At 62.5% G+C, this 12,504-nt stretch carries 12 protein-coding genes; 5 read left to right on the forward strand and 7 right to left on the reverse strand.

Annotation, left to right across the window (positions count from 1 at the left end):
• The first annotated feature begins 8 nt into the window (after positions 1-8).
• Positions 9-557: an invasion associated locus B family protein gene (locus CI41S_RS39210; RefSeq protein ID WP_347339296.1), complete on the forward strand. Its 549-nt coding sequence runs from the start codon at positions 9-11 to the stop codon at positions 555-557.
• A 16-nt stretch (positions 558-573) separates the two neighbouring features.
• On the opposite strand, the gene CI41S_RS39215 is transcribed toward CI41S_RS39210, so the two are convergent.
• From CI41S_RS39215 to CI41S_RS39225, 3 genes are all read right to left on the reverse strand, one after another.
• Entirely contained in the window at positions 574-1,035 is a 462-nt protein-coding gene (locus CI41S_RS39215; RefSeq protein ID WP_347339297.1) for a response regulator transcription factor, read from the reverse strand.
• A 102-nt stretch (positions 1,036-1,137) separates the two neighbouring features.
• The gene (locus tag CI41S_RS39220; protein WP_139864351.1) at positions 1,138-1,770 is read right to left on the reverse strand and encodes a response regulator transcription factor; all 633 of its coding nucleotides are present in this window, start codon (positions 1,768-1,770) and stop codon (positions 1,138-1,140) included.
• Between the two features lie 74 nt (positions 1,771-1,844).
• Positions 1,845-3,608 (reverse strand): sensor histidine kinase, encoded by a 1,764-nt coding sequence (locus CI41S_RS39225; RefSeq protein ID WP_172628375.1) that lies wholly within the window; start codon positions 3,606-3,608, stop codon positions 1,845-1,847.
• Positions 3,609-3,937: 329 nt separating this feature from the next.
• Here CI41S_RS39225 and CI41S_RS39230 point away from each other — a divergent pair, with 329 nt between their 5' ends.
• Positions 3,938-4,606, forward strand: a complete 669-nt coding sequence (locus tag CI41S_RS39230) for a helix-turn-helix domain-containing protein (RefSeq protein WP_139485207.1) — start codon at positions 3,938-3,940, stop codon at positions 4,604-4,606.
• Between the two features lie 8 nt (positions 4,607-4,614).
• Here the strand turns inward: CI41S_RS39230 and CI41S_RS39235 are convergent, their stop codons facing one another.
• Both CI41S_RS39235 and CI41S_RS39240 read right to left on the reverse strand, forming a co-directional pair.
• Positions 4,615-5,043, reverse strand: a complete 429-nt coding sequence (locus CI41S_RS39235) for a potassium channel family protein (protein ID WP_172628394.1) — start codon at positions 5,041-5,043, stop codon at positions 4,615-4,617.
• Positions 5,043-6,122 (reverse strand): AI-2E family transporter, encoded by a 1,080-nt coding sequence (locus tag CI41S_RS39240; protein ID WP_139864354.1) that lies wholly within the window; start codon positions 6,120-6,122, stop codon positions 5,043-5,045. Before CI41S_RS39240 ends, CI41S_RS39235 begins: the two co-directional genes overlap by 1 nt.
• Positions 6,123-6,316: 194 nt before the next feature.
• Here CI41S_RS39240 and CI41S_RS44805 point away from each other — a divergent pair, with 194 nt between their 5' ends.
• Positions 6,317-6,718: a hypothetical protein gene (locus CI41S_RS44805; RefSeq protein WP_139864355.1), complete on the forward strand. Its 402-nt coding sequence runs from the start codon at positions 6,317-6,319 to the stop codon at positions 6,716-6,718.
• A 34-nt stretch (positions 6,719-6,752) separates the two neighbouring features.
• Here the strand turns inward: CI41S_RS44805 and CI41S_RS39250 are convergent, their stop codons facing one another.
• Together CI41S_RS39250 and aspD are read right to left on the reverse strand one after the other, a co-directional pair.
• On the reverse strand, positions 6,753-7,007 hold the full coding sequence (locus tag CI41S_RS39250; protein ID WP_139864356.1) for a hypothetical protein: 255 nt from the start codon (positions 7,005-7,007) through the stop codon (positions 6,753-6,755).
• A gap of 141 nt (positions 7,008-7,148) precedes the next feature.
• On the reverse strand, positions 7,149-8,780 hold the full coding sequence (aspD, locus tag CI41S_RS39255) for an aspartate 4-decarboxylase (protein ID WP_139864357.1): 1,632 nt from the start codon (positions 8,778-8,780) through the stop codon (positions 7,149-7,151).
• Between the two features lie 321 nt (positions 8,781-9,101).
• Here aspD and aspT (CI41S_RS39260) point away from each other — a divergent pair, with 321 nt between their 5' ends.
• Together aspT (CI41S_RS39260) and aspT (CI41S_RS39265) are read left to right on the forward strand one after the other, a co-directional pair.
• Entirely contained in the window at positions 9,102-10,793 is a 1,692-nt protein-coding gene (gene aspT, locus CI41S_RS39260) for an aspartate-alanine antiporter (protein WP_139864358.1), read from the forward strand.
• A gap of 14 nt (positions 10,794-10,807) precedes the next feature.
• Positions 10,808-12,502, forward strand: coding sequence for an aspartate-alanine antiporter (aspT, locus tag CI41S_RS39265; RefSeq protein ID WP_139864359.1), 1,695 nt, complete (start codon positions 10,808-10,810; stop codon positions 12,500-12,502).
• The last annotated feature ends 2 nt before the right edge of the window (positions 12,503-12,504 follow it).

The raw sequence follows: 12,504 nt of genomic DNA on the forward strand, positions 1-12,504 counted from the left end.
CTACCCTCGTGCTGTTGGCGGCGAGCATCAGTGCGGCGCATGGTCAGCAGCCGCTCTCACCGCCAGCCGCAGTCAACGACAGTCCCGAGGTTTCCCCGCGGGGAGCGCGTGCGGCGCGCGACGTCAAGTACGGCGAATGGCGAAAGCTCTGCTTCAACGCTGCCGGCGCCAAGACATTGTGCAGAACGACTATCACCGGCACTTTGGCAACCGGACAGACCGCCGTGCGCGTCGATCTGGTCGAGCGCGAAGACGGGACCTCCCGCCTCCAGCTGTTCCTGCCGGTCGGGATGTACCTTCAGGCCGGGGTCAAACTGTCGGTCGACCAGCGACAGGTCCATCGCATGCCCTATAGCTGGTGCGTGAGCAACATGTGCATCGCGGCCAATGTTGCCGATCCCGGACCGATCGAGGAAATGGATAGCGGAAAGGCACTCGCGATCGAGGTGGTCGACACCAGCATTCTGACGGTGACGACATCCGTGCCGCTCGACCGCTTTGCGACCGTCCGCAAGGGAGCGCCCACGCTGATGCTCGATCAGGTCATTGACGAATGATTGAGGCTCGCGATCGCTAGACGGCGCCAGCCAACAACTGCTCGATTGGCTGCATCAGCGATTTTGCTGTGAATGGCTTGGTCAGATAGGCCACGCATCCCGATGCCATCGCCGCCATGCGCGTCGCCGGGTTGTCATTTCCGGTGATGTAGATAACGGGAACGTCAACGCCCTGATCCGTCAGGCGGTGCCGCAATTCGATCCCCGAACCATCGCTTAGATTGACGTCCAGGATCAGACACAGCGCGCGATCGAAGCCGCCATCCATCAGCAAGGCATTTCCGGTCTCGAACAATCTCGATGCAAAGCCATATTCCCGCAGCAGCCGTCCGATTCCACGGAGCATCGAGGGGTTATCGTCTACGACGAAGACAATTTTCGCGGTCGGCAAATCCGGGGCCTCTACCTTGTCGCGGAATCGGAATCTCCACTTGCTGCCCAGCGTCCGTGCCCGGACAAAGGACACATTGAAGCTCACCGGCGCGCGACATCGTCGCGGCCAACATTGGAGATACGCGCCGTCACAGAGCTTTCATATTGTACCATGGGACATGGACGGGCCGAGGCCGCCCCCGGCCGATCACCCCTTGACCTCGCCATCGAGCTCGCGCGCGCCGAGCCGCTCGGCGATCGAGACCAGCTCGGCAAGTGACTGCACCTGCATCTTCTCCATGACCTGGTGACGGTGCGCTTTGATGGTGCGTTCCGTCGTGCCGAGCTCGTAGGCGATCTGCTTGTTGATCCGACCGCGTACAATCAGATCGAACACCTGCCGCTCGCGCGGGGTCAACCTCGCCAGCAGCGCCCGGAGAGTGTCGAGCTTGGTTCGCGCAGTACGGGTCAACTCGTGTCGAGCAACGGCGCGATCGATCGCTTCAATCAGCCGCTCCGACTCGATCGGCTTGGTCAGGAAATCCTCGGCCCCCGCCTTGATCGCCTGGACGGTCGTCGCCGTGTCGGCGTGTCCGGTGAGAAATACGATCGGAAGCGTCGACTCCAGCTCATTGAGACGGATCTGCAGCTCCGGGCCACTCATCCCGGGAATGCGTACGTCCAGCAGGATGCAGCCAGCCTCTTCATCGCCGGGCAATTGATCGAGCAATTGCCGGGCCGATGCGTATGTCGCAACACGATAGCCCGCAAGCTTGAGCCTGCGCTCGAGAGCCACGCGAAACGAGGCGTCATCATCAACAATATGCACGTAAGCGTGCATTACCCTCTCTCTTCCACCCGACTGACAAGCAGATTATTAGCACTGCCTCTTGCCAAGAAAAGAGCCCAAACGCGCTATGCCGCCAGCGGTAACGAAAGGTGGAAAACCGCTCCGCCGCCGGACTGGTTTTCGGCCCAGATCTGACCACTATGCGCCAGAATGATCGTCCGCGCGATCGACAGGCCGATGCCCATTCCCTGCTCCTTTGTGGTGAAGAACGGATCGAAGATCTCGTTCAGCCTGTCCTGGGGAATTCCCGGGCCGGAATCGGAGATCGAAATCACAGCCGACGCCTCGCCGTTGACTTCGGTACGGCCGATGATCGTGCGTCCGTAGGGCATCTTGGCCATTGCGTCCATGCTGTTGACCGCGAGGTTGAGAATGACCTGCTGCAATTGGACCGGGTCGCCTTTCACCCGCAGGGTCTGCGGCGACGTCTGCAGGTAGATCGCGACGTTGCGCGACGAGGCCTGCAGCTTGAGGAAATCGAATGCTTCCCGCATGATCTGGTTGAGATCGATCTCCTTCTTCTCAAATGGCGCACGCTTCAGCAGGCTGCGCATCCGGCGGATCACCTCGCTCGCACGCAGATCATCGCGCTTGATGTCCGAAATGATCTCCCGCACCTCCTGAAGGTCGGGCGTTGGCGAAGCGAGGATCAACTCCGCCGTCTCCGCATTGGTCAGGATCGAGCCGAGCGGCTGATTCAGCTCATGGGCGATCGAGGACGACAGTTCTCCGGCGGTCGCCTGCCGATTGATGTGGGCAAGCTGGGACTGCTGATTGCTGGCCTCGACCTCGGCCTTCCGCCGCATATGCCGCTCGTGCAGCAGGAAGGCGATCAGCAAGGACTGAACCAGTACCGCCGTGGCAAGCGCAACCGCCCGCCAGCGATACCTTTCCAGGAAGCCTGGCTCACGGAAGCGGATTTCGCTGCCCTGCGGCAGACTGGCCTCGCTGACCTCCCAGCGCTCCATCTGCCGCCAATTGAAGATCGGCTTCACAGCACCGACGACCGACGGCGGCAGGTTCTCCGGCGCCTCTCCATCCAGAATCCGCAGCGCCCTTTGCGCGGCCTCGGCACCGATCAAGGACGGAACGAGAACATATCCGCCGACGCCGCCTGGCTCGAGAAAGGTCTCCGCCGGCACCACGATGGGGCGATTTGCCTTCACCACGACAAATGCGAGGGCATCCGAAGGTGGATAGTAGTTGCCTTTGCCGTCGCTATAGAGGCCCGTGTAGACGATCGCGCTGTGGTCAGGAAGCGCGGCGACCCGCGCAACGATATCCGGCATCGGGCGTCCGACTATTTCGATAATATCGACGCCCGGAATGCCGGCCGCTGCCTGGTCTTTCCAGTTGCGAAAGATGACCTGCCGCTCCCATTCCGCGCCGACGAGCACGACGGTCTTGAGGTTCGGCACCACGGCGCGGGCGGCCGAGACGGCATCCTTGAACTTCAAGTCCAGGATGCCGCCGGTAACATAGCCAGGCGGCCGCAATCGCTTGAAATCGGCCTCTTCCACCAGCGCAAACACAATCGGCGCGTCGGGCCAAAGCTGCGGGCGCCAGCGGAGCGCAAGCTCGAGCGCCGCCGCTCCAACGACAACCACGACGCCGATCGGCCGATCGCGATATTTCACCTCGAGAAACCTCTGGAAGCTGTCCTGATAGGCCTCGCCGCCGAAGCGATTGAGATCGAGGCTCTCCGTGTAGACGGTCGTCGGAGCGTGACCGTGCGCGCTCACGGCATCCCTCAACCCGACGAAGACCTGGTAGTAGAACGGACCGCGCCGGTCGGACTGGTCGAGCACCAGCATGGAATGTGGACGCATCTGCTGCGCCCGGAGACCAGCCGGCAACAGCAACGTAGCCAGCAGGATGATCAGTCCAGAGAGCCGAATTGCCTTGCCCATAGCGCTCGGAGCCGGAGACCGACGGGTTCAAGAAAGCTAGCACCCCGTCATCGTCGTGAAAATTGAAAAGTAATCTAAGATTGTGTGCAGCAATTGCGAAGAGATTATCGCATTTTGCGCACCCTGTCCTTTAGGACAATGACCTCAAGACCAATAGAAGCTGTTCGATCCGTGTCGTAGTCATTGCGCGCGGTCAGGCATTTCGAACCGCGCGGACGCCGCAAGTTCATTACAGAGTGAGTTGGTCCATGTTCGCTCACGTCAATGTCAGACCGGCCAACGTGCCGAGCATCCTCGGCGGGCTGACCGCCCAGCACGCCAATTTCATCACCAGCGAATTCCACTACAGAAAGGGCGCCGAGATCTACGGCGAGAAGGAGCCAGCGGAGTACGTCTACCAGGTCGTCTCCGGCGCCGTCCGCAGCTACAAGCTGCTGTCCGACGGGCGACGCCAGATTGGCGCCTTTCATCTCGTCGGAGACATTTTCGGACTTGAGAATGCCGAATTCCATCGCTTCACGGCCGAAGCTATCGTCGACACGAATGTGCGCCTGATCAGGCGAACGAGCCTCGAACGGGTGGCCCGTTCCGATTCCGCCCTGGCTCGCAACCTGCTCGTCATGACTACCAGCAACCTGCAGCACGCTGAAGACCATATGCTGCTGCTCGGCCGCAAGACCGCGTTGGAGCGGGTGGCCGCGTTCCTGCTCGAAATGGATCGCCGGCTGACCGGGGTAGGCGTCGTCGCCCTGCCGATGTGCCGGCGCGATATCGCCGACTATCTCGGGCTGACCCTCGAGACCGTATCGCGCGCGCTATCCAAACTGCACGCCTATGGGGCCCTCAACTTCCTCGGTTCGAACCAGCGCGAAATCATGCTGGTTGACCGCGAGCAGTTGGCCAGGCTGGACAATTGACCGCGACGTCACGAGGATCTCGCCTGGCGCTCGATGGTCTTCTGCAGCACTTCGAACAGGACCGCTGTCGACCAGCCGAACATCAGAATGCCATTCATGGCGGCCATCGGCCCGATCAGTTGCCACTTCTTGACCGGAACGACGTCGCCATAGCCAAGCGTTGTGTAGTTCACAAAGGCGAAATAGAGCAGATCGCTGCCGGCCGGCGCGGCACTGCATACAAAATAGGCCAGTGACCAAACCACGATCTCCAACGTGTGGGCTAGCATCAGGATCAGCGCAGTCGCCACCATCACGCCGCTGAGTTGCAGCCCAGACCGGCCGGTGGCGCTGAAGGTGACATTGCGCAACAGTCCGATCACCGCGACGGTGAACAACGAGTGCAGCACAATATTGATCGCACTGACCGCCGATCCCACGATGAGCTGAAATAGCATCATCGCTGCCCCGCCAGCCGGGCGCGGTCATCGCGGATCCACGCCGTGATCAACTCCCAGGCGACCGCGAGAATAATTGGCCCAATGAACAGACCCACGATGCCGTGCGCAAGCGTGCCACCGATCACGCCGACGAAGATGACCAGCGCCGGCGTGGTCAGGCCCCGCCCCATGACCAGCGGCTTCAGCACATTGTCGAGGACGCCGACCACCAGGAAGAACAGCGTCAGCGCGAGCGCCGTCGCGAAGTCCTTGGTCGACCAGAGCCAGATGATAACGGGGAACAGCACGATCGCCGCCCCGATCTGCACGATCGCAAGCAGCATCACGACCAGCGCCAGCAGCCCCGCGCTCGGAATTCCCGCCAGCTTGAAGCCGATGCCGGCCAGGAGCGCTTGCAGGACGGCGACGCCGATGACGCCCTGGGAGACCGCTCGAATCGTTGCGCCGGCAAGGTCGAGGAAGTGCTCGCTCTGCTCGGGCACGATACGGGACAGGAAGCCCCTGCACGCCGCGGCAAGCTGCCGTCCGTGGGGAAGCAGGAAACCCGCCACGACGACCGCCAGCACAAACTTCAGTGCTCCGACCCCTGCGTTGCTGGCAAACGCAAACAGGATCCCGGCCAGCGGCTTCAGATGCGGCACGACCTCGCGCAACACGGCGCGCAGATTGGTCGATGCCCGATCCCAGAGGTCATGGAGCGGGCCGCCGATCAGCGGCCAATCCCTGATCTCCGGCATCGGCGACGGCACGACGACGTTGCCGGCGCTCAGCTGTTCGGCGAGCTCCCTCACCCCCTCCACCGCCCCGATCCCGAGCCAGGCCGCCGGTCCGATGACGACACCCAATGCCATCAAGGTCAGGACCAGAGCGGCAATGCCCGCGTGGCCGGCGAGCATCGCGGTGAGCCAGTTGAATACCGGATAGAGCGCGACCGCGAGCACGACGCTCCAGGCCAGGATCGGCACGAACGGGCGGACCAGGACGAACGACCAGTAGATCAGCAACGCCAGCAATCCGAGACGGATTGCGAGTTGGATGAACTCGTCTCCGGCCACGAGTTGGCGAGGGGTTTTCAAGGGCGCGCTTCCGATTGAGCGTCAGCAGGCACGGAGGAAGCCGTGGCATCGCCTTGGCACACGCTGCTTGATCCAGATCAAGCGTCGGATGGTGCCGGCTGACAGGCTTGCCTCCGCATGATCCGGAATTTGGTCATGCACTTGCGCGCCGTGTCGATCGCGGCCGCACGCGTCACCCCGATGTGGAGGACATCATGAAGAACACCAACACCCTGCTGGCCACGATCCTGCTTGCGAGCACGATCGGCATTGGCGCAGGCCAGGCGGCCCCGCTGCCGACCAACGTCGCAGCCATGAAAGGCATGGTCGACAATGGCGTCGTTGAGGCTCGTTGGGGCGGCTGGGGTGGCGGCTGGCGCGGTGGCTGGGGCTATCGCGGCTGGCGAGGCGGCTACGGCGGCTGGGGTTATCGAGGATGGGGCGCCGCCGCTGCCGGCGCGATCGTTGGCGGAGCCATCGCGAGCTCGGCCTATGGTGGATACCCCTATTACGGCGGATATGGCTATGGTTATGGATACGGCTATTGCCCGCCTGGTGGCGGTTACGGCTATTCGCGGGCCTACTACGCCCAGCCGCGCTACTATTACGGATGGTAGCGAATTTGCAGCGATCTTGATGCGGATTTAGCGCTCAGGGCGACAGCAGTCCAAAGGCAAACGCGACAGTCGACACCATCCCGGCTGTCATGACGACCATTCTGAAAGCAAAATCGCCGTCGATCGCTTCAAGCCAATGACGCAACCGACCGCGAACGTGGGCCGGCCGGCATGCGCGAAGCATTTGACCAAATATGTCGCTGCCGTTCCCCATGGTGTCTACGTAGATCACGGTGGAACCGGGTGTCCAGTGCAGCTTGTGCCACACGATCGAGATCAGACGCGACAACCTGCCTAACCCAATCGGGCTATAGGAGCCGGGCGGTTGACGCCGTGACACCTGAGCGGCGTATGACCTGACAGCGTTGTCTGCTGCCAGCTGTCGCGCCGGAAGTCAGGGCGTCTCCGCGACCGGGGGAAATTCAGTTCATCAGCGCCTTGCCGTCCCGCCCTTGCCCGTCGCCGCCTCGTAGGCATCGCGATAGCCTCTGGCGATGGTCCGGACGCCGCGTCCGATGTCGTCGTAGACATCATCAGGGAGGTTCGCGAGCGACACGCGAAGCGACCATTCCGGCGCATCGAAGCCGCCTCCGTTCAACAGCACGATGCCGTGGGCCTCGGCCAGCCTGAACGCGAGATCCAGCGGATGGACACTCTTCTTCAGGTGTTCCACGGCATCATCGCCGATGTTCTTTCGAGCCCAGAACTCGAAATCGATGAGGGCGTAGTAGGCATCATAGTTCGGATTCGGGGTCAACTTGTCGGCAAGGCCGAGGCCGTCGAGCATCGACCACAGGCGCTTGTTGACGATTTCCATGCAGGCGGCCTGATAGGCCTTGTTCACGTCCATCATCTCCGCCAGCGAGAACAGGCTCATCATGACCTGCTGCGGCAACGACAGCCCGGCGGTGTGATTGAGGGCCACGTCGCGGCTGTCGGCGACGATGCGGTCGATCAGCTTGAGCTTGCGCGGTTCGAGCGTCAGCGGCCCGTAGCGCTTGTCGAGTGCCTTGACGGCCTCGTCCGGGAGCCTGGCGATCATCTTGTCGAAGACGTTGTCTTCGTTGATGGCGATGGCCCCTAACCGCCAACCCGTGCAGCCGAAATACTTCGAATAGGAGTAGACGCCGATGGTGTTGTGCGGCAATTCGCCGAGCAACGAACGGAAGCCGTGCACGAAGGTACCATAGACGTCGTCGGTGAGGATCATCAGGTCCGGGCGCTTGGTCTTGACCAAATTGGCCAACTTGGCAATCGTCTCCTTACTTAACGCCATCCCCGGAGGGTTGGACGGATTGACGACGAAGAAGGCCTTGATCTTCGGATCTTCCAGCTTCCTGATTTCCTCGTCGGTGAACTGGAATTTGTTTTCCTGCGGCGCCCTGATCTGAACCACCTTCAAGTCGTAGTCTTCAAGGTGCGTCATCTCGATGTAGGGCGTGAAAATCGGCGTCGCCAGGGCAATCGTATCGCCGGGCACCAGCAGCCGATTGGCCTTCAGCGACTTGAAGAGGTAGCACATCGCCGCCGTGCCGCCCTCGACCGCATAGATGTCGAATTTTCCCGCCGGCCGGGGCTCGCCACAAACCGCCCACATCAGGTACTCGTGCACGATCTTCTCGTTATGCACCAGCATGCGGTCCGGTACCGGGTAATTGTCGCCGATGATCGAATCAACCAGTTCGTGGACGAAGGCATCCGGATCGAAGCCGAATTTCTTCACCGCGAAGGGCAGCATCTCGGTCAGGAAGCTCGCGCCTGGCATGTCCTTGTGCAGTTTGAGCCAGGTCTCGAACCGCCCGGCAATGCCCTTTGCCTGCGGCATGCCGCCGATCCCCGCCGGATGCTCCAACACCCGCTTGCTCTCCGTGATGGCGAATTGGCCCAGCAGGAAGAAACCTTCACGCGGCGTCGTCGCCACCCAGTTCGGATTGCCCCGTCCGGCGTTCAGGAAGGGCATCTGGCTCAGCTTCGAAGTGCTCTTCGCGAGGTTGATCAGCTCGTCCTTGATCTCGAACGGGCTCAACGCTTCGAATTTCTTTAGGGTCAGAAGATCGGCCATTTGACACTCCGGGGCGATGCAAGCTGTTGGGATGGAGGCGGACAGGCGCCTTGCGCTCAGCATGATCGGCGGCCGGGGACGCGCCTTGATCTATGTCAACGGTCTCGTGCAGCCGATGCGACTGCAGCGACGCACGCGTGCGTCGTCGGCAAGACGATGAAATCGCAAGGCTCCCGCAGTTGCGGTTGACATAGATCAACATCTATCTCGCCAACCACCGTCTGATGCTGATCGAAGCAGTTGCTCGCCCTTTTCGGCCCCCTGCGCGAGACCGAAGCAGGCGCATGCCGAAGCCCCGGGACAGCATGAACGGGTGACATCATGATCGATTGGCTATTCCAGACGCTCCGCACCTATCCCGAAATCGCGATCTTCCTCTCTCTGGCCCTGGGCTACTATTTCGGATCCTTCACCTTCAAGGGTCTCGGTCTTGGCGCCGTCACCGCGACACTGATCGCCGCGGTCATCATCGGCCAGATCGGCATCACCATCTCAGGGCCGCTCAAGCCGTTTTTCTTTCTGATGTTCCTGTTTGCGATCGGATATGGCGTCGGGCCGCAGTTCGTGCGCGGCATCGCGCAGGACGGCGTTCCGCAGGCGATCTTCGCCGCCGTGGTTTGTGTCTTCTGTCTGCTCTCTGCGTATTTCGGCGCAAAGATCGCCGGCTACGACGTCGGATCGGCCATCGGGCTCTATGCCGGCTCGCAGACGATCTCCGCGTCGATGGGGCTTGCGACCGACGCCATCAATCGCCTCGGCCTGCCCGCGGACGAAGCCAAGAAGCTGCTGGATGCCATGCCGGTCGCCTATGCCGTGACCTACATTTTCGGCACGGTCGGGTCGGCGATCGTGCTGGCCCTGCTCGGTCCCGCGCTGCTCGGCATCGATCTCGAGGCCGCATGCAAGAAATATGAGGAAGAGCATGGCGGCAAGAAGGAGCTGGGCGGTCCTGGGACGTCCTGGCACCAGTTCGATGTGCGCGCCTATCGCGTACGCGAGCGTGGGCCTGTCGTCGGCAAGACGGTCGCGCAGGCCGAGGCGCTGATTCCCGATCATCGGGTCTTCGTCCTCCGGCTGCGGCAAGGTGGCAAGATCGTGGAAGCCACCTCCGACACCGTGATCCATGCCGGCGATGTCGTCGCCGTCGCCGGCCGCCGCGATGTCCTGGTGCAGCTGATCGGCGAGCAGGCGGAGGAAGTCGACGACCGTGAGCTGCTGGCGGTGCCGATCGAGGGCGTCGATGTCTACGTAACCAGCAAGGACGTCGATGGCAAGACGCTGGAGGAACTGGCGAGGGAACCGGGCGCGCGCGGTGTATTCCTGCGCAGGATCGTGCGGGGCGCGATCGCGACCGAGATTCCGATCCTGCCGAACACCAAGATCAACCGGGGCGACATCGTCACCCTGGTCGGTCGCACCTCCGACGTGGCCGCCACGACAAAGATGCTGGGCCGGCCGGATCGCGCGACCGACGTTGCCGACGTCGCGTTCATTGGGGCAGCCATTGCGATCGGCGCCCTGGTCGGCGCCTTCGTCTACAAGATCGGGAGCGTGCCGCTCACCCTGTCCACCTCCGGCGGCGCGCTGATCTCCGGCCTGTTTTTCGGCTGGCTCCGATCCGTGCACCCGACGTTCGGCCGCATCCCGTCACCCACCGTGTGGTTCATGAACTCGGTCGGCCTGAACGTCTTCATTGCCGTGGTCGGCATCTCCTCGGGGCCGGGATTTGTCGCCGGATTGCAGAAGCTCGGCTTCAGCCTGTTCCTCTGGGGTGTCATCGTGACCACCGTGCCGCTGATCCTGGCGATGTTCGTCGGCAAATATGTGTTCCGTTTCCACGACGCGATCCTGCTCGGATGCTGCTCCGGCGCGCGTACGACCACCGCTTCGCTCGGCATGATCAACGATCGCGCCAAGAGCCAGATTCCCGGCCTTGGCTACACCGTCACCTACGCGGTCGGAAACACGCTGCTGACGATCTGGGGCATGGTGCTGGTGATGATGATGACCTAGCCGCGGCCCGGACCATGTTGATCTGGCTGCAGCAGTTTCTCGTTCGCTATCCGGAACTCGCGTTATTTCTGGTGATCGCGGCGGGCTACTGGATCGGAAGCTTCAGGATCGGCGCTTTCAGCCTTGGCCCGGTAACCGGCGCGCTCTTCGCCGGCCTCGCGGTCGGCGACTTCGCGCATGTGCCGGTCGCCGGCATGACCAAATCGTTCCTGTTCCTGCTGTTCCTGTTCGGGGTTGGCTATTCGGTCGGACCGCAATTCGTGCTGGCGATGAAACGCGATGGGTTGAAGCCGATGCTGATGGCCGTCGTCGTGAGCCTAACCGGCCTTGCAACCGCGATCGTTGTGGCACGCGCGCTGCAACTCGACCCCGGTTTTGCGGCCGGGCTGATGTCCGGCGCCCTGAGTCAGAGCGCTGCAATGGGAACGGCGACCGACGCAGTCAACGGACTGCCGGTGTCCGACGCACAGCGCGCGCTGTTCGTTTCGCACATCGCAGTCGCCGATGCGGTCTGCTACATTTTCGGCTATGCCGGCGTGATCACATTCTGCACGATCGTCGTTCCAGCGCTGCTCAAGATCGATCTGAAGACGGAAGCGCTCAAGCTGGAACAGACGCTGGGCATCACGCGCGCCAAGCCCGGCCTGGCGTCGGCCTGGCGCAAGTTCGAAATGCGCGCCTACCGGCTGGATGATGACGCGGCGATCGCCGGACTGACGGTCGCTGCCGCCGAAGCCCGCGTGCCCGGACAACGCGTGTTCATCCATCGCATCCGCCGCGGCGAGCGCATTCTCGAGGCGGAGCCTGGAACGGTGCTGGCGGCCGGCGATGTCATCGCGCTGTCAGCACCGCGCCAGATCATCGTCGAGCTGATCGAACCGCGCGGCGAGGAGGTCGAGGACCGGGAGCTGCTCGATATCCCGCTGGTCTCGGCCGACGTGTTCCTGATCAACCCAAAACTCGCGGGCACCAGTCTCCAGCAGGCGTCGGAACAGAGCTGGTCGCGCGGCCTCTATTTGCGCGCGGTGAGCCGCGGTGGTGAAGCGCTTCCGATCGCCGCCGGCACGGTCCTGCAGCGCGGCGATCTGCTTCGCATCGTCGGTTCTGACGCCGTGGTGCAGAACGCCGCCAAGAGCATCGGCGTCATCGTTGCGCCGAGCAACACCATCGATTTCGTCGTGCTGGGGCTTGCGATTTTCCTCGGCGGCCTCGTTGGCGTTCTCGCGGGATTTACGGTTGGTGGCGTCACGATCTCGCTGAGCACCAGCGTCGGCACGCTGCTCGCCGGACTTCTGGTCGGCTATCTGCGCACCCGCCTGCCGTATTTCGGCCGGATCCCCGACGGCGCCATCAGCCTGATGACGTCACTCGGACTGGCGGCGTTCGTCGGCCTGACCGGAATTCATGCCGGCCCGATCTTCCTGTCCGCCATCAAGGAATCCGGCATCGGCCTGTTGCTGGGCGGCATGATCGTCACCCTGCTGCCGCAGATCGTCGGCTTCTGCTTCGGCCATTTCGTGTTGCGCATGAACCCTATCCTCCTGCTCGGCGCATTGACCGGGGCACAGACGGTCACGGCAGCGATGGCTGCCATTCAGGAGCGTTCCGGCAGCTCCGTGGTGGTGCTTGGCTATACGCCCGCCTATCCGATCTCGAATATTCTGCTGACGACCTGGGGATCGGTCATGGTGGTGGTCTTCGCCGGATGAGC

Origin of the sequence: Bradyrhizobium ivorense, from assembly GCF_900696085.1 — a bacterium.
Classification (GTDB): domain Bacteria; phylum Pseudomonadota; class Alphaproteobacteria; order Rhizobiales; family Xanthobacteraceae; genus Bradyrhizobium; species Bradyrhizobium ivorense.

What these genes read in the sequence shown, in the direction of transcription:
- CI41S_RS39230 (WP_139485207.1), top strand. Translation starts at nt 3,938, where the DNA reads ATGTTCGCTCACGTCAATGTCAGACCGGCCAACGTGCCGAGCATCCTC.
- CI41S_RS39235 (WP_172628394.1), bottom strand. Translation starts at nt 5,043, where the DNA reads ATGCTATTTCAGCTCATCGTGGGATCGGCGGTCAGTGCGATCAATATT.
- aspT (WP_139864359.1), top strand. Translation starts at nt 10,808, where the DNA reads ATGTTGATCTGGCTGCAGCAGTTTCTCGTTCGCTATCCGGAACTCGCG.
- aspD (WP_139864357.1), bottom strand. Translation starts at nt 8,780, where the DNA reads ATGGCCGATCTTCTGACCCTAAAGAAATTCGAAGCGTTGAGCCCGTTC.
- CI41S_RS44805 (WP_139864355.1), top strand. Translation starts at nt 6,317, where the DNA reads ATGAAGAACACCAACACCCTGCTGGCCACGATCCTGCTTGCGAGCACG.
- CI41S_RS39220 (WP_139864351.1), bottom strand. Translation starts at nt 1,770, where the DNA reads ATGCACGCTTACGTGCATATTGTTGATGATGACGCCTCGTTTCGCGTG.
- CI41S_RS39225 (WP_172628375.1), bottom strand. Translation starts at nt 3,608, where the DNA reads ATGCGTCCACATTCCATGCTGGTGCTCGACCAGTCCGACCGGCGCGGT.
- aspT (WP_139864358.1), top strand. Translation starts at nt 9,102, where the DNA reads ATGATCGATTGGCTATTCCAGACGCTCCGCACCTATCCCGAAATCGCG.